18 protein-coding genes are annotated in these 21,733 nt (G+C 53.9%); 8 read left to right on the top strand and 10 right to left on the bottom strand.

All coding sequences use genetic code 11. The annotated features are described in order from the left end of the window. A partial coding sequence (locus tag DD606_RS19770; RefSeq protein ID WP_176691453.1) for a carboxylesterase family protein occupies positions 1-179 on the bottom strand: 179 nt, incomplete at its 3' end. A 42-nt stretch (positions 180-221) separates the two neighbouring features. Further along, positions 222-1,565: a VOC family protein gene (locus DD606_RS19775; protein ID WP_003857245.1), complete on the bottom strand. Its 1,344-nt coding sequence runs from the start codon at positions 1,563-1,565 to the stop codon at positions 222-224. 227 nt (positions 1,566-1,792) lie between these two features. Here DD606_RS19775 and DD606_RS19780 point away from each other — a divergent pair, with 227 nt between their 5' ends. Further along, positions 1,793-2,716, top strand: coding sequence for a LysR substrate-binding domain-containing protein (locus DD606_RS19780; RefSeq protein WP_003857247.1), 924 nt, complete (start codon positions 1,793-1,795; stop codon positions 2,714-2,716). Between the two features lie 41 nt (positions 2,717-2,757). Here DD606_RS19780 and DD606_RS19785 read toward each other — a convergent pair whose 3' ends face one another. From DD606_RS19785 to DD606_RS19800, 4 genes are all read right to left on the bottom strand, one after another. Then, positions 2,758-4,449 carry a methyl-accepting chemotaxis protein gene (locus DD606_RS19785; protein WP_045346289.1) on the bottom strand — a complete coding sequence of 564 codons (1,692 nt, stop codon included), beginning with the start codon at positions 4,447-4,449 and terminating at the stop codon, positions 2,758-2,760. 159 nt (positions 4,450-4,608) lie between these two features. Then, positions 4,609-5,727 carry an S-(hydroxymethyl)glutathione dehydrogenase/class III alcohol dehydrogenase gene (locus DD606_RS19790; protein WP_003857251.1) on the bottom strand — a complete coding sequence of 373 codons (1,119 nt, stop codon included), beginning with the start codon at positions 5,725-5,727 and terminating at the stop codon, positions 4,609-4,611. A 32-nt stretch (positions 5,728-5,759) separates the two neighbouring features. Next, positions 5,760-6,035 carry a metal/formaldehyde-sensitive transcriptional repressor gene (locus DD606_RS19795; protein WP_003857256.1) on the bottom strand — a complete coding sequence of 92 codons (276 nt, stop codon included), beginning with the start codon at positions 6,033-6,035 and terminating at the stop codon, positions 5,760-5,762. A 220-nt stretch (positions 6,036-6,255) separates the two neighbouring features. Then, a complete protein-coding gene (locus DD606_RS19800; protein ID WP_109948937.1) occupies positions 6,256-7,044 on the bottom strand; it encodes a phosphotransferase family protein in 789 nt (262 codons plus the stop codon). Positions 7,045-7,333: 289 nt separating this feature from the next. On the opposite strand from DD606_RS19800, the gene DD606_RS19805 reads away from it, so the two are divergent. From DD606_RS19805 to DD606_RS19830, 6 genes are all read left to right on the top strand, one after another. Then, a complete protein-coding gene (locus DD606_RS19805) occupies positions 7,334-7,645 on the top strand; it encodes a hypothetical protein (protein ID WP_045333020.1) in 312 nt (103 codons plus the stop codon). A gap of 342 nt (positions 7,646-7,987) precedes the next feature. Continuing rightward, entirely contained in the window at positions 7,988-8,593 is a 606-nt protein-coding gene (locus DD606_RS19810) for a hypothetical protein (protein WP_045896787.1), read from the top strand. 184 nt (positions 8,594-8,777) lie between these two features. Continuing rightward, positions 8,778-9,050 (top strand): YqjD family protein, encoded by a 273-nt coding sequence (locus tag DD606_RS19815; protein ID WP_003857263.1) that lies wholly within the window; start codon positions 8,778-8,780, stop codon positions 9,048-9,050. 187 nt (positions 9,051-9,237) lie between these two features. Then, on the top strand, positions 9,238-9,477 hold the full coding sequence (gene ycgZ / locus DD606_RS19820; protein ID WP_003857265.1) for a regulatory protein YcgZ: 240 nt from the start codon (positions 9,238-9,240) through the stop codon (positions 9,475-9,477). A gap of 118 nt (positions 9,478-9,595) precedes the next feature. Then, complete coding sequence (locus DD606_RS19825) at positions 9,596-9,895, top strand: hypothetical protein (RefSeq protein WP_003857266.1); 300 nt, start codon at positions 9,596-9,598, stop codon at positions 9,893-9,895. 23 nt (positions 9,896-9,918) lie between these two features. Then, positions 9,919-10,197 (top strand): biofilm development regulator YmgB/AriR family protein, encoded by a 279-nt coding sequence (locus tag DD606_RS19830; RefSeq protein ID WP_044596271.1) that lies wholly within the window; start codon positions 9,919-9,921, stop codon positions 10,195-10,197. Between the two features lie 83 nt (positions 10,198-10,280). Here the strand turns inward: DD606_RS19830 and DD606_RS19835 are convergent, their stop codons facing one another. Next, positions 10,281-11,738 (bottom strand): EAL domain-containing protein, encoded by a 1,458-nt coding sequence (locus DD606_RS19835; protein WP_109948935.1) that lies wholly within the window; start codon positions 11,736-11,738, stop codon positions 10,281-10,283. Positions 11,739-12,023: 285 nt separating this feature from the next. On the opposite strand from DD606_RS19835, the gene DD606_RS19840 reads away from it, so the two are divergent. Then, the gene (locus DD606_RS19840; RefSeq protein ID WP_032610223.1) at positions 12,024-12,908 is read left to right on the top strand and encodes a hypothetical protein; all 885 of its coding nucleotides are present in this window, start codon (positions 12,024-12,026) and stop codon (positions 12,906-12,908) included. A 33-nt stretch (positions 12,909-12,941) separates the two neighbouring features. Here DD606_RS19840 and DD606_RS19845 read toward each other — a convergent pair whose 3' ends face one another. From DD606_RS19845 to DD606_RS19855, 3 genes are all read right to left on the bottom strand, one after another. After that, positions 12,942-14,117, bottom strand: coding sequence for an HlyD family type I secretion periplasmic adaptor subunit (locus tag DD606_RS19845; RefSeq protein WP_022651165.1), 1,176 nt, complete (start codon positions 14,115-14,117; stop codon positions 12,942-12,944). Continuing rightward, positions 14,114-16,279 (bottom strand): type I secretion system permease/ATPase, encoded by a 2,166-nt coding sequence (locus DD606_RS19850; protein ID WP_129259023.1) that lies wholly within the window; start codon positions 16,277-16,279, stop codon positions 14,114-14,116. The genes DD606_RS19845 and DD606_RS19850 overlap by 4 nt, the downstream gene beginning before the upstream one ends. Positions 16,280-16,455: 176 nt before the next feature. Next, on the bottom strand, positions 16,456-21,733 hold a 5,278-nt coding region (locus tag DD606_RS19855), incomplete at its 5' end, for an Ig-like domain-containing protein (RefSeq protein ID WP_129259025.1).

Here is a 21,733-nt window from a genome sequence, read left to right on the forward strand (position 1 = left end):
AACGCCGTCGCCGGACGCACGCCATCCCAGCGTGCAGGGGGACGCGGGGAGCGCCAGCGCCACGGGCCAACAGGGGGTGCCGCATAGGGAATGCCACACCACACATGGGTATCGCCTTCAGTAAAACCAATCAGTGCGCCCTGGCGCGTTTCAACCACAGGGGCGGAGGGATTTTCCATACCAACCTTCTTTTTCCATCACACCCTTGCAGAGTAACGGTTTCAGAGCAAACCGCAACGCTGTTTGCTGCGCGCTTCCGCCTCCTCGTAAAGCGAAAACTCGTCGTACACCGCACAGCCGAGCGCGGCTTCGAAGGCATTGCGGCTGGCATTACCGTGGCTGCGCGCCTGCGTTTCATTGCCAAGATTCGACTGGAAGATCCCCGCCGCGCTGACGGGCAGAAAATCCTCGTAGGTGATGGGCTGTGCCACAACCCAGCCGCGTTCGATCAGCGGCTGCGGATCGTCGCCGGGACGAAACGCGTGGCGATGCGCCTCACCTGTCGGGGTCAGACGGTAGCGGAAATAAGCCAGCCCCTGACGGCGCAGGAACATTTCACTGTCCGGGAAGGCGCTGAAGATCTCGCGCAGGTGAAGCTGGTGGGTCAGGTTGTCTTTGCCGGTCCCGGCCTGGTTTAACAGGCTGTCGTACAGCTCGCGCCCTTTCGGCGTAAGCGCCACGCCGCGCTGCTCAATCTCACCGAAACGCGCGGTATGGGTGCCCTTGTGTTCCCCCGCGAACAGCACCGGCTCCTCCAGCGCCTTAAAGCTGGTCTGACGCAGGAGGATCGGCACCTCGCGGCGCGGCGGGCCTTCAATCAGGATTTTCGGCTCGATGCCGTACTTCGGCATTAGCTCCTGCACCCGGTCGATATCCAGCGTGCGCGGCGTGAGATGGTTGATGTGGCACCCCGGGAAACAGACCACGTCGGCAATCAGGCGATGTTCGTTGCTCAGCGCCAGATAGGTTTCCTGATCGACCGTCGCATGGCGATGCCAGCGGAAGGTTTCTAAGGCTTCCTGCACAAATTCGCGCGCCTGTGCCTCGGTAAAGTGTCCCTGCGCATCATGCAGGTCGATCAGTTCCAGACAGCGCGGCGTAAAGATGTTGCGCCGGGAGAGGATCTCCGCCGCCCTTTCGCGCAGCGCAACGTTTTCAATCAGCTCCAGGCGCAGCAGCGAGGTAAAAATGCGAAACGGATTACGGCAGAGCGCCGCATCGTCTGTCGGACGAAACGCCGTCGAGTGGACGGGCACGCCCGCCTGGGAGAGATCGTAGTAGCTGACCGGGTACATGCCCATAATGGCGAAGATCCGGCGCAGGGTGGAAAGCTCCTGCGCGGTGCCAACGCGGATCGCACCGTGACGTTCAACATTCAGGCGCGCCAGTTCGTCTGCGTTCGCCAGTTGTTCATGTAAAAGTGGGTTATTTTCCAGAACCGCCAGGTTAACGTCCGCCACCAGTTCCAGCAAGGTGCCGTACTGCGGAACTTCCTGCTGGTACATCGCCGACATAGCCTGCGAAAAGTGTTCCCGAATATCATCAGCCGTGATGGTGTTCGCCATGATGTCATGCCTCCAGTGAATACTACCTGGAGTGTAGAGAAGCCCGTTCCTTTCGTTGGGAAGAATTTACGAATTGTGATCCAGGCAGACGAGTGGTCAAAGCGTGGGCATTTTCGAAAAACGGTTGTAACTCAAACAGATCAAATGTTAAAAATATTTTGCTATCAGGTTATCAAATTCAAACATCTTAACTTGTCACCCGCGTCGCTCTGTTTTTAACATCGCCTATGGAAAAAAATGGTCTGTTCAGTCAGCGCATACGCTTGCGCCATTTGCATACTTTTGTGGCCGTCGCTCAACAGGGAACGCTGGGGCGAGCGGCTGAAACCCTTAACCTCAGTCAGCCTGCACTCTCCAAAACGCTGAACGAACTGGAACAGCTTACCGGAACCCGCCTGTTCGATCGCGGCCGTCTGGGGGCTCAGCTTACGCTCGTGGGCGAACAGTTCCTGACGCATGCCGTTAAAGTTCTCGATGCCCTCAATACCGCCGGTCAGGCGTTAAACCGTAAAGAGGAGCCGGCCAGCGACATCGTGCGCGTGGGCGCGCTGCCAACGGCGGCGCTGGGCATACTGCCTGCGGCGATCGGCCAGTTCCACCGTCAGCAAAAGCACGCCACGCTTCAGGTCGCGACCATGAATAACACCATGCTGCTGGCGGGCCTGAAGTCAGGCGAGCTGGATCTGGGCATTGGGCGGATGTCCGATCCGGAACTGATGAGCGGCCTGAACTACGAGCTGCTGTTCCTGGAATCGCTGAAGCTGGTCGTGCGTCCGAATCATCCCCTGTTGCAGGACACCGTGACCCTGAGCCGTGTGATGGAGTGGCCGGTGGTGGTCTCACCAAAAGGAACCGTTCCGCGTCAGAATGCGGAAGCGTTGCTGCAAATGCAGGGCTGCACGCTGCCTTCCGGGTGTATTGAAACGCTCTCGGCGTCGCTGTCGCGCCAGCTTACGGTGGATTATGACTACGTATGGTTTGTGCCGTCCGGCGCGGTGAAGGACGATCTGCGACGCGGCGTGCTTACGGCGCTGCCGGTAACATCGCCCGGCGCGGGAGAACCGATTGGGATCCTGACGCGGGTAGATGCCCCGCTCTCTGAAGGTGCCCAAACGCTGTTAAGCGCCATTCGTAAATCAATGCCTCTTTGACCATAAACGCAGAACCCGCCGCGAGGGCGGGTCTGTCTTACTCAGAACGTTTCCCAGTTATCACCTGAGACGACCGCCGCCGGGGTTAAAGGCGAGGGTTTCGCTGCGTTTGCAGCGGCTGGAGCCCGTCCTGCACGCGCCCCGTTGAGACGAAACGCGCCAACGGCTTCCGTCAGACGTGCGCCCTGCTCCTCCAGCGAAGCCGCTGCCGCAGAAGCTTCTTCCACCAGCGAGGCATTCTGCTGCGTCACCTTATCCATCTCGGAAATCGCCTGGCTCACCTGAACGATGCCGCGGCTCTGCTCATCGGACGCCGCTGCAATCTCCAGCATGATATCGGTGACGCGTTTAACCGCCTCGACGATTTCATTCATGGTATTGCCCGCTGCAACCACCTCCCCGGAACCCTGATCGATAAGCGACACCGATTCATTAATCAGGCTTTCAATCTCTTTCGCCGCGTTTGCGCTGCGGCTTGCCAGGGTGCGAACTTCACTCGCCACGACCGCAAAGCCGCGTCCCTGTTCACCCGCACGCGCCGCCTCGACCGCCGCGTTGAGCGCCAGAATATTGGTCTGGAACGCGATGCTGTTAATCACGGCGGTAATTTCAGAGATCTTCTTCGAGCTGGTGGAAATATTACCCATGGTTTTCACCACGCCGGAGACCATCTGCCCCCCGCGGCTGGCCTTCCCGGAGGCATCTTCTGCCAGTTTACTTGCATGATGCGCGTTATCGGCGTTCTGTTTCACCGTCGCGGTGAGCTGCTCCATGCTGGCCGCCGTCTGTTCAATCGCCGCCGCCTGCTGCTCAGTACGGGAAGAGAGATCGGTGTTACCCGCGGAGATCTCGCTGGTTCCCCGGTAGATCTCCTCCGCCCCTTGCCGCACGGTGCCTACGGTGGTCACCAGCGCGTGCTGCATCGTTTGCAGATCGCGCGTAAGGCGGCCAATTTCACTGCGCCCGGTCGGTTCGTCCGGCATGGTCAAATCGCCTTTCGCGATATTTTCGATACGCGTAGCGGCTCGCTGGAGCGGGTTTATCACCGTACGGCGCAGCACCACAAAAGTGATCACCGCCAGCGCCAGCGCCAGGCCAAACGCGCCGAACATAAACATCAGCCCCAGCCGGGTGCGGGTGTGAGCCTGCGCCGTCAGCGCGTTGGCGCGTTCGGTGCGGATTTTTATCGCCTTCAGCAGCACCGCGTTATAGGCATCGTCCAGCGGACGCGCGGTCTCATTTTCGTGGTTAATAATGGCTTCAAACATGCCGTTTTTGGCATATTTCAGCATCGGCTGCATACCGGCGATGTAGGCGTCATAGCGGGCTTTCAGATCGCCGTCCAGCGCTTCATCAGCCGGTGTGCGAATAGTGCGCTTCATATAGGCGGCAAATCCATCCTGCGACTGCCTGATGCGGGTCTCAGCCTCAGCGATGTTTTGTTTCATCGCCTCCATCTCCGCGATACGGCTCGCCGCCCCCGCGTGGATCATGTTGATACGGGCGGTGCGTAAATGGTTGGAACTGTTTGACAGCCCGGTGCGCACCTGGATTTCTGCCGTAACATCCTGCTGATCGTTATCGGCCTGGAGCAGGAAATAGCCTGCCAGACCCGAGCTCAATGCAAACAGGAGAATAATGCCACCGAGAATGGAGGAAAACAGCGGAACCAGCCGGATGTGGTGCAAGAAACTCAGCTTATGCTGCGCCTGCATCGATGTTGTGTTGTCCATGACCGTCGACTCTCTTATAGGTAAGATGCGTAAAAACACGCCTGTAAAAGAGTCATCGGCGCGGCGTAGAATTAGATTACGGTTAAAAGCGCCAGACAGGTCACACTTTAGAAAAGATCAGGGAAGAAATGCCAGCGGAAAAAACCGCTGGCAGAATAATCAGTTGTCGCCGAAATGGATAACGGTACGAATAGATTTTCCTTCGTGCATCAGATCGAAGGCTTCGTTGATCTGCTCCAGCGGCAGGCGGTGCGTAATGAACGGGTCGAGCTGAATTTTACCGACCATCGCATCTTCAACCATGCCCGGCAGCTGGGTACGGCCTTTCACGCCGCCAAATGCCGACCCGCGCCATACGCGCCCTGTCACCAGCTGGAAGGGACGGGTTTTGATCTCCTGACCCGCGCCGGCCACACCGATAATGATGCTCTCGCCCCAGCCTTTGTGGCAGCACTCAAGCGCTGAGCGCATCACATCGACGTTGCCGATACATTCGAAGCTGAAGTCCACGCCGCCGTCGGTCAGCTCAACGATCACCTCCTGAACCGGTTTGTCGTAGTCTTTCGGGTTGATGAAATCGGTCGCGCCCATCTCACCTGCGAGCTTAAATTTTTCCGGGTTGGTATCCACAGCAATGATGCGGCCAGCTTTCGCCTGTACCGCGCCCTGGATGACTGCCAGACCGATCCCGCCGAGGCCGAACACCGCCACGGTGTCACCCTCTTTCACTTTCGCCGTGTTATGCACCGCGCCGATACCGGTGGTGACACCGCAGCCGAGCAGACAGACTTTATCCAGCGGGGCCTGCGGATTCACTTTCGCCAGTGAGATCTCGGCGCACACCGTGTATTCGCTGAAGGTGCTGGTCCCCATGTAGTGATAAATGGGCTCGCCGTTATAGGAGAAACGGGTGGTGCCGTCCGGCATAAGACCTTTACCCTGCGTGGCGCGCACGGCCTGGCAGAGGTTAGTTTTGCCGGATTTGCAGAACTTACACTCACCGCACTCTGCGGTGTAGAGCGGGATCACATGGTCGCCGGGCTTAAGGCTGGTGACGCCTTCACCCACTTCCACCACCACACCGCCCCCTTCGTGGCCGAGCACCGCCGGGAATACGCCTTCCGGATCGTCACCGGACAGGGTAAACGCATCGGTATGGCAAACGCCGGTGTGGGTAATTTTGATCAGCACTTCGCCTTTCTTCGGCGGAGCAACATCAATTTCAACGATTTTCAGCGGCTGGCCTGGGCCGAACGCGACAGCTGCGCGAGATTTCATGATGTCTTTCCCTTGTTGTGAGGTGTGTGGATTTATTTTAGATAAGAGCGCAGTAAATGGCCGACTTCCGCCATCCGCACAGCCCGCTGATCCGGGGTGGTCTCCCCCGTCACCAGCTCATCTTTGAGGTGAATTTCAACCATTTCCCCCATCAGGCCATTGGCAGCGCCGCGCACGGCGGCGATTTGCTGCAAAATGGCGAGACAGGGATCGCCCGATTCCAGGGCGCGTTCAAGGGCATCAACCTGGCCCCGAATGCGGCGGACGCGGGTCAAAATACGTTTTTTATCTTCGGGTGAATGCGGCATACGCCCTCCTGATACTATAGGGGGGTATTGTATCTGTTAATACGATTTTATGTAAACATGAAGTTTATTGTGGGTTTTAAGTAGAGCCGTAGGTAATGTGAAAAATCAGCGTCTGGAGTTAATATAGGTGACTCGCTGATATATCAGAAGTGGGCAATCACGTGCCTCAGGCGCGAAAAGTAGGTATTGCTAGAAAAGCATAATTTTTAGAAATCATGCTTCATAACATTTTTTCCACGTTGTCTAACCAGGCGGGAAGATGCTCTCTGTACCAGTTGAGATACAAGGGAAAAGTACTCTTTCGCCGCATATGAAGCAGGACAATCACTTCCGTGACAATCCAGGCTTTGACAACTGCAATTTCTCTGGCCAGCTCCCTGATATTTTGATGGGAGGATAGCTGGCAATAGCGTTCTGCAAGGTCTATAAATTCTTGTTTTGTCCCCATTCCCCTTATGAGGGGAGCCAGGTCAATAGCAGGACTCCCTTTGCCAAACCTTTCCCAGTCAAAAAGAACTAAATTACCGTTTTCTCTTCTTCCCCAGTTGCCTGCGTTGCTGTCGCCTGAAACCAGGCTTTGGCAGGCGAATAACGCATTACTATTCTGCTGAAATCGTCGAAGCTGCCGGACATTTAATTCAGGTAATGCCAAAAGCATGAGAGCGTTTTCAAGCGCTGTTTCTGTCCACGTATGCGTATGATAGAGCCATTCAGAATTTGCAGGATAGCGATGCAGGCGCCCCAGCATAGCTATGGCATAATCATTTGCCACCGCGGTCTGATCAACCTTATACGGAATATACTCTAGTTTTAACTGGCGTAAGGTGGCATCAGCAGAGAAAAGCGTTGGAGTAGCAATCCCTGCCTGGTTAAGCTCTGTTGCCGCGTAGAGATAAAAGGCCCACTCAACATCGCTGACAGGCCACTTTTCTATAACTATATGATTGCAATCACTGGTATTCAGCACCACTTTGGCAGTGCCCATTTCGGATAAATCCATGGCAGACATGTACTGTCCCTTAAAAATTCACATGTTGGTTGTTATTAAGTATAATGCAAGTGTGGTACAGATGAAGTCATAAAACGTCATCCTTCCTTAAAATCCTACTTTTAAAGACTTGTGCAATCACACTAACCCCCACTAAAGAACGTAGGTATCATAAGAATAAGAAAAAGAATATACTAATACATGTTGGATATTTATTTTTGATAACATTTAGCCTGTAGTAAACAAAATAAGTCGGGTGCAACATATTGAATTAGGGTCACAACGCCTCATCATTAAGGAATGAATAAGTATGAAAAGAATTGTTCTCGCCTCTTTGGTTTTATCTTTTTCGTTATCTGCTAACGCTAATCAATTAAGCATTGATGACCAAATTAATAATGCTTGTGCTAAGGCCTTAAGCGGTGACAAAGAACCTTTGGGTAACTTCCCACCCGATAGGTATGCTGCAACAGTCAGTCCGAAAGTTAAAGAAGCTTACAACGAAGTTTTAAAATCTCGGCCCTCTATTGTAAACGATCAGAGTTTACAGAATGCAACCAGTTGCGCCAACCTGGTTAGAGATAAACTAAAATCAAAAGGTGAGTACACAGAAGAAAAATGATTGCCAGGGTGGAGAAACAGCATTTTTTCTGTGGAGCTGAACGCTTTCTCTATCAGAGTACGTTCTTAAGAAAACATCGACAAGATAGTTCCGCAGCTGTGTTTTCCACCTCTCGCTGGTCCCCCAATACCCTAACATCCCCTTGCCTGATGACACCCTCCGCAATGACATTGCCCCGCCTTAACAGCACAGACGATGTTGACGATATTTACGCTTTCGTCTCTTCGTGACCAACCCTATTTAGCTCGAAATGTTAAAAATCCGCACTTATATGGCACAATGTGAACAGAAATAACATTCTCGTCACCTAACATACTCGCTACAAACAAAATGGTGGTGTTAATGATTGTACTAAAGAGCTTTTTATTCTTCGTTGGCGCAGCGGCCGCTTGCGCACTTATTGTACTTTGTCTTTGGGTTGATATGCGGTTTGTCGGCCATGATATTCCGGAATTATCACTGACCGAAATTATGCAGGAAACGGTATTAGCGACTATTGTCGTTCTCCATTTTCGTCTGGCGAAAATGGACGAATCCATGCGTTACTGCAATATTCTGGTGGGTGGATTTTTCCTGACAATGCTAATTCGTGAGCTGGACGCGCTTTTTGATCTCATTTCTCATGGGAGTTGGGTGTGGTTCGCGCTGATTACCGCTCTGCTGGCGTTAATTCGCCCCGTTATGCATTTTCGCGCTACCCTGGAACAGCTGGCAAAATATACCCAATCCCCCTGGTACGGTATTCTGTTGAGCGGCCTGTTGGCTGTACTGGTCTTCTCCCGCCTCTTTGGCATGCAGGTGCTGTGGCACGCCATCCTGGAGCATGGCTATATGCGTGTCGTGAAAAACGCTGTGGAGGAAGGTTCGGAATCGTTCGGTTATATGCTGTGCCTGGCCGCATCCCTTGGTTATTACGTTACCTTTCCCGCTCGCGCACGACAAAAATAATCTCTTCGCACTGCGTAGAGAGATGGCGAGGGAAATAGTGATCAAGAACATCCTAAGGACGTTAGGGTGGTCATGTAAGAAAGACATATCCTAAAAAGGAGCAATCAGGCGTCGATTTCAGCGAATTCTCGCTCACGCCTGAAATGAGCGTCTATCCTTAGACTATCAACAAAAGGAGGCTGGAATGTCTGATTTCGACACTGATAAAAATGCACAATACGCTGGCGATAAAGCCAAAAACAAACTTGATGAATTATCCGGCTCTGCGCAGCAGCAGTTTGGTGAATTCGTTGACTCCCCTAAACACCAGGTGAAAGGTGCAGCGAAAAAATATGCTGCCCAGGCCAGTGATGCCGTCTCGGATGTTACTGAAGCCGTCAGAAATAACCCGTTAACGGGCTTAATCGCTGCGGGTGCGGTAGGTATCGTTCTGGGACTTCTGCTGGGACGTAAATAATTTCAGGCCCTCCGGGGCCTTTTCTTTTCCCCTCTTTCCTTCTCTTCCCCCCCTAATTTTGATAGTTCTCCTGATAAAAGCTCAATCCATACGAAAAAGTTGTACAATTTTGATGTACAGATTTGACCATATAGTATAAATTCGATGCCAGTGATGTTACAAAATTGTTTGTTAACGGTGGAAAATTATGCGTCGCAACCATGCTCCCTCTACAGCAGAAAGCGCTATAACCTTGTATTTTAACAAGGATAACGTCCCAACACAGCAGGAAACCCTTGGTGCCATCGTCAGTGAGATCATCAAAGAAAATGTACAACTGAGCAGAATGACAATTTGTACAAAGCTGTTGCGCAGAATTGAAGAATCCACGTCTGACGTTGAGAAAGCGCACTACAACGGTTTGATAGCCCTCTTCTTCGAGCGTTAACCTGAACACTGTTTTTTAACTTACTAAGTTAGTCATGCTGAGTGAGAATAGAGCTTCTGAATGCGATGACTAACCCCATGCTACAGCCTGCCGCGTGTAGCAGAGTGAGATTGAAGGTATGCATAGAACTAAATTTGAACGACTTAAGGATGACCTTATCGGTGAGGCCGTATTATCCATACTGAAAGAGAACGGACCTATTACCTTTGTGTCTCTTGCTAATCGCCTGCGGGCGATGGCTAACGTTGAATCAAATGATGAACGTAAAAATGCATTGATTGCCGCTGAAGATGAAGTGCGCCAGCGTGTAACCGGCGTCTCGCACGACCGGGGAAGAGTGATGGGCAATTATGACATGGGTCGCATGCGATCTCTCTTTACTCACAACACGCTTTTGACCCCAGACAAGAAACACTAATTTTAACCGAAACGGTGACCACCATGAGTAAAGCGATTATGCAGCAGACGTATAATTTTGAAGCCTTGCACGATAAAGGACTGGCGGAACATTTTCTTAATGCAGGAAAACATCTCAGTGGTGAGGTTGAAGTGTTGGGCTCGGCAATACGCTGTATTATGCTGACCGGTGACAATCTCTCTAATAAAGAGATTATCCTGCAACTGATTCACGCCCTCGAAATTACCGAGGAGCCCGAAGCCTGCGATGTCATTCGAAATACGCTTGAAATTGTTGTCGGTTTTACGCGCGATGATATCTGATAACAGATTATTGCGCTGGTGAGTGACTGTTTTTGCTGGTGGTAGAAAAGTTTCTCTGTCGTACCACCAGCATAGTGAACCCATTAACTAAATAGCCGTACCATTCGATCAAGCTCTTCTTCTTTAACCGCCCGGGAAAGATAATATCCCTGAAAGCGTTTAACACCTAACGCGACAAGTTTTTCAAATTTTTCTTCGCTATCGACGCCTTCCGCAACGCATTCCCTTCCCGTCATGTCGCTATATATCTGTATCGCTTTAATAATGCTATAGTCATTGTCGTTAGCAACAAAGTGCTCAACTATATCGCGGTCAAGCTTCAATCCATCAACATTAATCTGTCGGATGGGTAACATAGCGTAATCTCTGGAAAAGCAATCATCCAGAAACAGCCGACACCCCTCGGCGCGTAAACGCTGAAGAGTGACAGGAATATTTGGATCCTTTGTCACATCAATCGCTTCAGCTAATTCAAAGACAAGTTTCCCGGCCCACTGCGGCTTCAGTAACATCTCAACGGCTTTTTTCGCCATTCCCGGCAGCGCGTTCCCGGTAGCCAGTGGAGGCGGAATATTAACCGAAAAATAATATTTCCCATTGTATCTGTTGATACCTGACACGGCCGCGTGGATGACTAACGCCGTCAGCTTGAGCCATATTTCGCCATTTTTCACCCCACCCAGAAATTGGGCAGCCTTCAGAACCTGACCGTTTTTATGCCAGCGCAGCAGAATTTCAAAGCCTACTCCTTTTTTATCGCCATCGGTAATAATTTGATAAGCCGCAAAGATTTCCCGCTTATGTAACGCCTGCAAAATATCAATTTCCGCATCCGAAAACCCCTGCGGATTATTTTTTACTGCACAGACTTCATCTCTGAAAACACGTGCATCGCTAAACCATACCCTGATAAGATATAATTTATCCAACCCCACTTTTCTATGGGTATAAATGGTTTTATCTGACAACCCTAACCTCGCAGACTGCTCTTTTATCGAAATACCCCGATAAAAATTCAGCAATACGGTTAATTCGCGCTTTGTTAAACCATTCAGACTTTCTTTACCTTCTTTCTCGGGTCCATCACGCAATATGCGTGACGAATCGGTATGCACGTCATAAATGTTGTCTGCACAGTCCATTACGTCTGAAATATTCGCTATCCTGATCATCGATAACGATTTGGTATTATTAACGAGACTACACAACGTGGCGTAAAGCCATCTCTCTGGTATTGCGCCATACAGCGTCACGCTACAAATAACCGGCAGCGCATTCAGCACCGATACCAACTGCTTCAGGCTTTCAAGAAAGGTAGCGACGTCGCGACCAAGAAAAACAGCAACTTCAGGTGGTTGATTTTGCATCATTTTATGAACATCACCTGAGCAAACTTCATCCTCTTCAAAATGGAGTCGCGTGGCGTTTACGCCACGTGACTTCAGAAGCAGGCTATACCCCTCGAAGGTGAAACCGCAGGCTGAAATAACAAACCGTTGCTTGTAGCACGTACCTTGTATAAAAGGTAAATTTTGAGACATAACCTGCTCCTGAGAATGCAAATAGTATTCCCATCTGTAATTAAAGCCAATACTCTTTGTCGCATTGAATAATTTTACCGCACCCTGTTTGGTTAATAAACCGTTATCAATGTTATGCACAGGAACATTTTTGCGTTAATCAACCGACTCATCCATATGCAGCATAAATATTACTTTCTTTTCATATAACGACAGTAAATATGCATTTCTCGAGGTATAATGAAAATTCCGAAAAAGAAGACCGGACACTTCATCTTATCGGCCCAGACAAAAAGAGAAAATGCTATGGATAATCACATCTCATCCAGGGCTTTGCTACATCGAAGGGATGTCATTAAAAACAACCCGCGATTTGGTGAAGCTATAACAGAACACTACAGAATTAATGATGTCATTTATAAAAAACAACCCTTGTTCTACAAAACGATGCTTCAGGAATCACGCTTCAACATAATATTGTCCATGTGTTGTTTTGTTTTTGGCAATCAGGCTGAGTCAGTTTCAGAGATTAAGGCGCTATGCACCCGTTACAATATCGCCAGCCCTAACAGTGTTATCGCGATCATTACCATACTTAAAACTACCGGGCGAATAAAGACCTGGCGCTGTAGTGAAGATCGCCGAAAAACAAAAATTGCGCCGACGGAAAAAGGACTCGATGAGCTTAAACGCTATATGTCCGGGGCGTTTACGCCTGTCAGCATTCTTTATCCGGCATTCAACATTAATGTTAACCTTCTCGACAATGACATTCTGAGGCACAACTTTTTCCGGCGCGCCGCAGAGTACCTTTTCCGCGGATTAACATTCAGGAAAGTGCTTCCGGAGGTGGGTTTATTTATTGATAAGGATGGTGGACGAATGATTATGCTCTATCTCTATTTGCAGGCCATTAAAAACAAAACAGCACACGGTGCCATAATAGCGTATTCAGCCAGCACGCTGGCAAAAGAATTTTTCGTCTCGCGTATTCACGTCAACCGCATTATCAAATCGGCGCAGGAGGCAGGTTATCTTAAAGATCGCGGCGATGGCCGGATGTCAATTTATCCGGCCTTTATCGAGCTTGTCGAAAATTATGCCGGATTATATTTTGCGTATGTCACACATTACATCAATGTGGTACCAAAAGAACGACGCCATGCTGTCAACATGACGCCTACACTCTGATCTGACGGGCGTTCGGTTTGCTGAACGCCTTTTTTACCGCTCGCGCAGCGCCTCTTTTGCCTTATTCAACGGTTTCAGCAGATAATCAATGACGGATTTACTGCCGGTTTTGATATCAACTGTGGCTATCATGCCCGGGAACACCGGGAACGCCTTGCCCTGCCTGTTGGTCAGATGGTTACTGTCTGTACGAATATAAACGCGATAATAATAAACATCCCGTTTCACCTCGTCCTGAAGGGTATCCGGGGAAATCATCGTCACCTCCCCTTCCAGCCCGCCGTAGATCGAGTAATCATAGGCGGTGATTTTCACCAGCGCTTTTTGCCCGGGATGGATAAACGCGACATCGCGCGGCGAGATTTTCGCTTCTATCACCATCTGGTCATCAAGCGGTACCAGGCTCATCAGTTTGCCGTTCGGCGGGATCACCCCGCCCACCGTCGTCACGTCAATATCCTTCACGATGCCACGCACCGGCGCATTAAACGTTAAGCGGGTGAGTGAATCTTCGCGTCCTTTCATGACCGAACGCTGCGCCTCTATTTCTGCGTTCGCTTTCGCCAGTTCTTCGCGGGCGCGAACGTAGTACTGGTTTTTCATCTCGGTGATTTTGCTCTCCAGCTCATTTTTTTGGCGTTCAAGGCGTAAGACTTCGACCTTACTGGCCGCCCCCTGCGTCACCAGCGGGCGCGTTAATGCCAGTTCACGCTGCACGAGATCCGCTCCCTGGCGTAAACCCGCCAGCCCTTTTTCAAGGCTTTCGCGACGTGACTGATAAAGCGCCGTTTCCTGTTTGACCAGCTCAACGTCGTCATCCAGCTCTGCCGGGAATGTCAGCCCGGTGTCGTTCACCTCAGCATTCAGACGCGCGGCCGTCGCCATTGCAGCGTTTAATCGAGACTCGCTCTCCAGCACGCTGGACTCGGTTTTCGTCCGGTCCAGTTGGGCAAGCTGTTGACCACGCTCGACGATGTCGCCTTCGCGCACCATCAGACTGTGAATAATCCCCCCTTCCAGGGACTGGATCACCTGCTCGTGGGAGGACGGGATCACCTTGCCACTGCCCGTAGTGACCTCATCCAGCTGGAACAGGCTGGCCCAGGTAATAAACACCACCAGCAGGGCAAACAGCGACCATGCCACCAGCGACGAACGCGGCAGGCGGGGCTCCTTCAGTCGGCTATTAAAGCGGGAGAAATCATTCATGCCACGCCCTCCGTTTTCAGTTTAACCGTACGCTGCGGCGCCTGCTGCGGGGCCATTCCGTGCTGGCGTAAAATGGCATCACGAGGGCCATCCATCACCACTTTGCCGTTTTCCAGGACGATGATGCGGTCAACCAGGTCCAGAATCGGCAGGCGATGCGTCGCCACCACCAGCGTCCGGCGCTTACCGAGCCACTGGTGCAGATGCTGGATAAACTGCTTCTCGCTGACCTCATCCAGCCAGGCGGTGGGTTCATCCAGCAGCAGAATATTCGGCGAGGTGATCAGCGCGCGCGCCAGCAGCAGCGCCTGACGTTGCCCGCCGGAAAGCCCCGTTCCGCCCTCGTTGATGATGGTGTTTAGCCCCATTTTCTGCTTGCGCACATACTCCAGCGCGCCGCTGTTGACCAGCGCCTGATGGATTTCCTCGTCTGTCGCCAGCGGATTACCCATCAGGATGTTGTCGCGTACGGAGCCGAAGAACAGCCGCGCCTGCTGGCTGAGCAACTGCATATCGCGGCGCACGTCGGCCGGGTCAAGATGATTGAGAGCAATATCGTCCAGCAAAATGCTGCCCTGCTGCGGCTCCTGCATTCCCGCGAGGAGGTGCAGCAAGGTGCTTTTCCCCGAACCATTCCGCCCGAGCACCGCCACGCGCTCCCCGGCGCGAATGCGTAGTTTGCTGATATTCAGCACGGTGAGCTTCTCTTCTTCGTCGTAATAAAACCCCACGTCGTCCAGCAGATAATCACCGCGCAGGTGGGCTTTATGCACCTTCTTTCCGTGCTGGGGATCGTCAATCGGGCGCTGCATCAGGTCATCCAGTCCCTTGCGGGCCACCTTTGCTGACTGCCAGCGGGAAAGCACGCCAGAAATTTGCGACAGCGGCGCAATGGTCCGGGACGCCAGAATCGAGGTGCCCACCAGCGCACCGGTGGTCATGTCACCGCTGATGACCAGGTAACACCCCACCAGCAGCACCACGGCGTAGACGATAGATTGCACCTCCTGGGTCCAGGTTAGCAGCAGCCCCGTCAGCCAGCGCTGCTTCATGCCGACGCTGGCGGCAACGTCATTGGTGTTATTCCACTGGTTCTGGAACCGCTGCTCAGCGCGCATCAGCTTGATGTCCTCAAGCCCCTGCACCGCTTCCACCAGCGTGGCGTTGCGAATCGCCGATTCACGCATCCCTTCGCTGGAGAGTTTCCCCAGCGGGCGCTGCACCAGCAGGCCAGGAATAAGCAACAGCGGCACGGCGAGCAGGACCACCAGCACCAGCGGACCACCAATCATCCACAGAATGAAGACGAACAGCAGGAAGAACGGCAGATCGGAGAGGGCCGCAATGGTCGTCGAGGTGATCAGCTCGCGCACCGACTCCAGCTCGCGGATCTGCGCGATAAACGATCCGGTTGATTTCGAGCGTGCGCCGTTTTTAATCCGCAGCGCGTGGGCAAAGACGCGTTCAGAGATGCGCAGATCGGCGCGCTTCCCCACCACGTCAGAAATGTGCACGCGCAGCATGCGCATGATGAATTCGAACACGATGGCAATCATCACGCCGCCAAACAGCACCCACAGCGTGGCTTCTGACTGCGACGGTACCACCCTGTCGTAGACCTGCATGGAGAAGACCATGCCGGAAAGCGCCAGCACGTTGGCGACCAGCGCCACCAGCATAATATCGCTGTAACGACGCCAGTCTTTCAGCGCCAGCTGCCAGAACCAGTTTTTCTCATAGGGTTTGATGTAATCATCCACGCGCGCATCCGGCGTGGACTCCAGGGGACGCAGCACCATCAGCCCCTTTAACCGCGAACCGAGATCGTCCCGCGTCAGCGTTGTCTCCAGGCCGCCGTCGCCGCTAAACTGCACGCTGACGTTCCCATCGTTGTCCATACGGTTGATGACCGCAATTTGCCCGCCGGTAAACTCCGCCAGCAGCGGTAAACGCCAGGGATCGAGCGATAGGGCTTCCGCCGCCACCCAACGCATCCCCAGCCCAAGCTGGCGCGCCATCTCCTCCAGCACCAGCTGGCGTGGCGACTGGCTTTCATGGTTAATCGTGACCCGAACATGCTCCGCCGAAAAATCCAGCCGATAATATTTCGCGATGATGAGCATGCCCTGCAACCAGGGTTCGTACTGTGGATGTGTCTTCATAATGCTACGTCCTGTTCAGGGCGATGATTTCGCACTGAAATGATACCTTTCCGGGATGATTAGAAATCGAACACTGTCTAAACGAGCCCGCAAAATAATCTTGTGAAATATAGGGTTATGGCTATTCGTGTAAAGAAACGCAAAAAGCCGCGAGGATCGCTCCCCGCGGCAGTGTTTTACGCAATTAACAGCTGGTGGTTCGCCAGCAGCGTCGCCAGATCTGTCTGCACCCCGTTCAGCGTCACCAGCGTGGTGGGCGAGAACTGACCGCCGGTGCCGTCCAGGTCAACCTGGATCTCGGTGTTGCTGCCGTTCTGCACCACGCGGATGTAGTCGGCGATGTTGCCCGCGCTGCTGTCCAGCGTCGCCACGCCGTTGACGTAGCTCGCCGAGCCGGTGCCGGTATAACCGCTGTCAGAAAGCAGGTCGCGCAGGTCGATACGGTCCGTATCCGCCGTCCCTTCCCAGGTGCCGACGGTAAAGCCGTTCACCACATCGCTGCCGTTGCCGCCCGTCGCGTCAGACGCGTTGATCAGCTTATAGAGCAACGTATCGTGACCGCCGCTGCCGATGTTGAAGGTGTCGTTCCCGCCCCGGCCTTCGAACTGGTTATCACCGCTGTTGCCGGTGATCACGTCGTCATAGTCGGAGCCGTTGATGCCTTCAATATTCACCAGTGTCGCGGTATCGAATCCGGTACTCTGCGCCGTAGAGCGTCCTAAATCGACGGTGACGCCGGAAGTGGCGTTGCGATAATCCACGACATCCATGCCGCCCGTACTGCTCCACGTGTCGTGTTCAGAGGTCGTCGTCCAGCCACCGGAACCGTTGTAGGTATACGTCCCTGCTTCAGCGATAAAGGTATCGTTGTAGCCGGTACCTGTCAGGGTGCCCTGGTGACCGCCCGTAGCAGCTTCAGCCGTCAGGGCGTAACTTTCTTTACCGTCTCCTGCCGTCAGCCCGTCCCAGGTTACGTTACTCGAAACACCGTTAACGGCACGAACCAGCACCGCGTGATACGTCTCGCTGGGATCCAGGCCGTAAAAACTGATGAGCGACGAGGAATCGTTAATGCCAATCCCGGACTGGGCATTGATGATTTCACTGGCGACCAGCTGGCCTGCCGCGTTGTACAGCTGGACAGTGTTGCCAAAGAAGGCGTTAATCCCTTCGCTGTCGACAATCTTCAGATGCAAGGCCGTACCTGGTGCGACCGTATTGGTATTCCGCTCCAGTAAAACCGTACCGTTTTGACGGAAAATGAGCAGATCCTGTGCGCCATCCCAGTCGTAATCAAGCAGAGCCGCGCCGGATACCTGAGTTGACGTAGCGGTACTGAATTTCGAAGCAGTAAAGCTTGCAGTACCTGCCAGTCCATCATTGGTGTAAAGATAAGACTGCCCGCTATTCGCCAGCTTGATGATGTCCATGTGACCGTCTAGGTTCCAGTCCACCGCCACGCTGACGTTACCCACAAACTTATCCGTGGTCGCCGTTCCAACCGCGGTGCCGGCCAGAAGGTTGCCGCTACCGTCGTTCAGCATTAACACCCCGCCCTGACTGGTTCCGCTGGAGGTACGGGACATGCTCATATACAGGTCCATGTAACCATCACCGTTAAAGTCGGCCCAGGTCATACTCACGGCATTGGACGCTGCGGCGGAACCATAGCCGCTGTACATGGTATTGGTGAAGTTTTGCCCCCACGTAAATGAGCCATTGCCCTGGTTAAACATGGTCGACAGGGCATAGTTGTTGCCCCCGTTGGTCGTATGCTGGGCAATATCCACTTTCCCGTCGTTGTTCAAATCCACACCGGACGTTTCAATCAGACTGTTGTAGTTACCTACCGTTGATCCCGATACGAAACTGGAGTACGTACCGGACTTCGAACTGCCCGTCAGCGTGCCGTTGTTATTGAGCATGACGGTGCTGGAATCAGGCCCGCCAGCATCGCCGATGACAAAGTCAGTGTAACCATCGCCCTTGATGTCAATGGCGACCACCGCGCCATACCACACCGCAGCCCCCATATTGGTCAGCGTACTGGAGGTGTATGTACCGTCTCCATTGTTAATCAGCTGCACCATGTACGAGTAACTTGTCCCTTCCGCCAGCACGTCAGCCAGCCCGTCGCGGTTGATATCCGCGTAAGTACCGGTTGTGTAATTTCCCGTCATTGAGAAATTGCCTGAAACGGTGTAAGCGTTACGGCTACTGGTATTGGCGGATGCGAATTGCTGGTTGGCCATAATCGTCCACAGCCCATCCGAATCCAGCATATAGCTGGCAGAATAGGAGTAGTTCGCGGCGGTAAATGACCAGGCCGGCGTCAATGATTCTTCACTCCCTACAATCAGGCTACCGGTGGTCAACCCAGCGGTATTACCGTTGCCGGCGCTGCTTTTCACCTGTGCCGTAACATCATAATTCTTCACGCTCAGCGCATCGCCGTCAGGGAGCTGCAAATACCATGTGTTGTTATCCGGATCGACCACGACCGCACCGCCAGTCTCTGAGGTGTAGGTTTTATCGTTCACGGTGATAACCACGTACTCGCCGTTGGTCAGTCCCGCCGATACCAGTCCACTCAGAATCGGGGTGCTATCTGTCGTCGTCTGAGGGTTAATGGTCACGGTGGTTGTCGGGATACTCGTATCCACTTTCAGCACGAAATCATCTGAGTCGGTGAAGTTACCTGCCAGATCGGTCACACGCAGCATATAGACGTGATTACCGTCATTCAGACCACTGTCCTGGAAATACCAGCTGGCGGCGCCGTTCATCGTCACCTGTCCCAGCAGCACACCGTCACGATACAGTTGCACGATCTCGCCATTGTCCGGCGCACGGTTAAGCGTCCCGTTAATCACTGGAGAGTTGTCATCTGTTGCCACCGAAGCGCCGAAGCTGCCCTGACGTTCGCCTTCCCCGTCGGTATAGCTGACCACCGTTCCCACCGTATCAGGCGGCGTGGTATCAACCGTTACCACCTGCGAAGTGGTTGAGCCGACGTTGCCCGCCTGGTCGATGATCCGCACCTGGTAGTTGTAATCCCCGTCCGCCAGATCGCGGGTGTCCGTATAGCTCCAGCGCTGGTTAGTGACGGTAGCGTCAATCCAGGTATTGCCGCCGTCGAGGCTAATCTGTACGCGCTCGTCGCTGGCCAGCGCGCTGCCCAACGAACCGTTGATCGTCAGCGAGGTGTCCATGGTGATGAAATCACTTCCGGACTGCCCGGTATCTTCGCTGATGCTGTCAATGGTGATGCCGTACTGCGGCGCCTGGGTATCCACCGTCACGTCCTGCGTGGTGGTGGCCCCGACGTTGCCCGCCTGATCGACAACCCGCACCTGATAGCGGTAGTCGCCGTCGGCCAGGGTGCGCGCGTCGGTATAGCGCCACTGGGTACCGCTTACCGTGGCGTAAACCCAGGTGGTGCCGCCATCCATGCTCACCTGCACATACTCACCCGCCCCGAGTTCGGCCCCGAGCGTCCCGTTGAGCGTGTACGAGGTCGAACTGGTCAGGAAGTCATTGTTATCGAAACCGGTATCGACGGTGATGTTATCCACGGTCACCGTAATCGCCGCATCCGGCGCGACCGTATCGACCGTCACCTGCTGATGAGCGCTGGCACCCACGTTGCCCGCCGCATCCACTACGCGAACGTAGTAGTCATAGGTCTGGTTACCCAGCGTGCGGCCGTCCACGTAGTACCAACTGTTGCCGGTGACGATCACGTTCTGCCAGGTGACGCCGCCGTCGATGCTGATCTGGGCATATTCGCCGTCGGCCAGCGTCGCGCCGAGTGAGCCGTGCAGGGTCAGGGACGTGTCGCGAGTGATAAAGTCGCTGCTGCTCAGGCCGGTATCGTCGCTGATGCTGTCGATAGCGATCGTTTTGCTGGCGTCCGGCGCGACGGTATCAATGGTCACCACCTGGCTGGTGGTGGCGCTGATATTCCCCGCGTCGTCAATCACGCGCAGCTGGTAGTTGTAATCCCCGTCGGTCAGCGTACGGCCATCAATATACGTCCAGCTCAGGCCGCTAACGCTCACGTCAGTCCAGGTCGCGCCACCGTCCAGGCTGATCTGGGCGTGGTCGCCGCTGCCCAGGGCCGCGCCGAGCGTCCCTTTCAGGCTGATCTGGTTGTCGCTGGTAATGAAGTCGCTGTCGGACAGGCCGGTATCCTGCGAGACGGAATCCACGGTAATGGTCGCCGCCGCAGGCTTCGTCAGATCGATTACGACGTCCTGGCTGTCCGTTGCCCCAACGTTGCCCGCGTTATCAATCACGCGCACCTGGTACTGATACGTACCGTCCGTCAGGGTGCGGCCATCAGTGTAGCGCCAGGTGGTGCCGGTGACGGTCAGGTCGATCCAGGTGACGCCGCCGTCAAGGCTGATCTGCGCCTTCTCGTTATTGCCGAGCTGCGCGGTCAGGGAACCATTCACCACCACCTGGCTGTCGTTGGTGATGAAGTCATTCGCGCTGAGGCCGGTATCGTTTTGCAGGGAATCAATGCTGATCCCCATCGACGGTGCGGTGAGATCCACGGTTACGGTGTGGTTATCGCTGACGCTGTTGCCGATGGCGTTGCTCACCTGCGCGTTTATCACGTACGAACCGCCGTCCGCCAGCGCGGTCACGTCTGCGCTGCCGACCGTATAGCTCCAGGTGCCGTCATTTTGAACGGTAGCCGTGTAGGTTTTACCGTTAAGCGTAATTGTCACCGTCTGGCCCGCTGGCGCATCGGTGGTGCCGCTGATAACCAGTGGCGTGCCATGTTCGGCGGCATTTACGATATCGTCCTGCGCAAAGGTGTTAATGGCGATGGTCGGCACGTCGCCGTTAAGCGTCACGTCGTGCGTTGCGCTGCCCGGGTTACCTGCCTTATCGCTCACCGTAGCCGTAATGGTGTAATCCCCGTCGCTCAGGCCAAGGAAATCACGCCCCGGCACGAAGACCGACCAGGAGCCGTTCGCCGCCACGGTCGCCTGATAGCTGTGGCCGTTGAAGGAGACGGTCACCGTCTGGCCCTGTTCCGCGGTGGTGGTCCCGCTGATGGTCTGTCCCGCCAGCTGCTCGGCGTTGTTGACGATATCGTCATCAGCCACGGTGCTAATGGTGACGGCTGGCGCGATGGTATCGACCGTTAAGGTATGCGTCGTCTGGCCGCTGTTACCGGCTTTATCGTTGACCGAGGCGGTCACCGTCAGCGCCCCCTGGCTCAGTGCAGCCAGATCGACTGCCGGAACATCCAGCGTCCACGTCCCGTCGTTTGCCACAAGCGCAGTGTAGGTTTTTCCGCCCAGCGTGACGGTCACCGTCTGGCCTGCTTCCGCGCTGGAAGAGCCTTGTACGGTGAGCGCCTGCTGGGCTTCCGCCGCATTCAGCACATCGTCGCCCGACAACGTGTTCACGCTAATCACCGGCGCGGTGGTGTCCACG

This window comes from Enterobacter cloacae complex sp. GF14B, assembly GCF_004136805.1.
In the GTDB taxonomy this organism is placed as follows: domain Bacteria; phylum Pseudomonadota; class Gammaproteobacteria; order Enterobacterales; family Enterobacteriaceae; genus Enterobacter; species Enterobacter hormaechei_C.

Coding starts and splice junctions, on each gene's coding strand:
- DD606_RS19830 (WP_044596271.1), top strand. CDS start 9,919: ATGAGTAAAGCGATTATGCAGCAGACGTATAATTTTGAAGCCTTGCAC.
- DD606_RS19815 (WP_003857263.1), top strand. CDS start 8,778: ATGTCTGATTTCGACACTGATAAAAATGCACAATACGCTGGCGATAAA.
- DD606_RS19800 (WP_109948937.1), bottom strand. CDS start 7,044: ATGTCTGCCATGGATTTATCCGAAATGGGCACTGCCAAAGTGGTGCTG.
- DD606_RS19835 (WP_109948935.1), bottom strand. CDS start 11,738: ATGTCTCAAAATTTACCTTTTATACAAGGTACGTGCTACAAGCAACGG.
- DD606_RS19790 (WP_003857251.1), bottom strand. CDS start 5,727: ATGAAATCTCGCGCAGCTGTCGCGTTCGGCCCAGGCCAGCCGCTGAAA.
- DD606_RS19785 (WP_045346289.1), bottom strand. CDS start 4,449: ATGGACAACACAACATCGATGCAGGCGCAGCATAAGCTGAGTTTCTTG.
- DD606_RS19780 (WP_003857247.1), top strand. CDS start 1,793: ATGGAAAAAAATGGTCTGTTCAGTCAGCGCATACGCTTGCGCCATTTG.
- DD606_RS19775 (WP_003857245.1), bottom strand. CDS start 1,565: ATGGCGAACACCATCACGGCTGATGATATTCGGGAACACTTTTCGCAG.
- DD606_RS19840 (WP_032610223.1), top strand. CDS start 12,024: ATGGATAATCACATCTCATCCAGGGCTTTGCTACATCGAAGGGATGTC.
- DD606_RS19845 (WP_022651165.1), bottom strand. CDS start 14,117: ATGAATGATTTCTCCCGCTTTAATAGCCGACTGAAGGAGCCCCGCCTG.
- DD606_RS19810 (WP_045896787.1), top strand. CDS start 7,988: ATGATTGTACTAAAGAGCTTTTTATTCTTCGTTGGCGCAGCGGCCGCT.
- DD606_RS19825 (WP_003857266.1), top strand. CDS start 9,596: ATGCATAGAACTAAATTTGAACGACTTAAGGATGACCTTATCGGTGAG.
- ycgZ (WP_003857265.1), top strand. CDS start 9,238: ATGCGTCGCAACCATGCTCCCTCTACAGCAGAAAGCGCTATAACCTTG.
- DD606_RS19805 (WP_045333020.1), top strand. CDS start 7,334: ATGAAAAGAATTGTTCTCGCCTCTTTGGTTTTATCTTTTTCGTTATCT.
- DD606_RS19850 (WP_129259023.1), bottom strand. CDS start 16,279: ATGAAGACACATCCACAGTACGAACCCTGGTTGCAGGGCATGCTCATC.
- DD606_RS19795 (WP_003857256.1), bottom strand. CDS start 6,035: ATGCCGCATTCACCCGAAGATAAAAAACGTATTTTGACCCGCGTCCGC.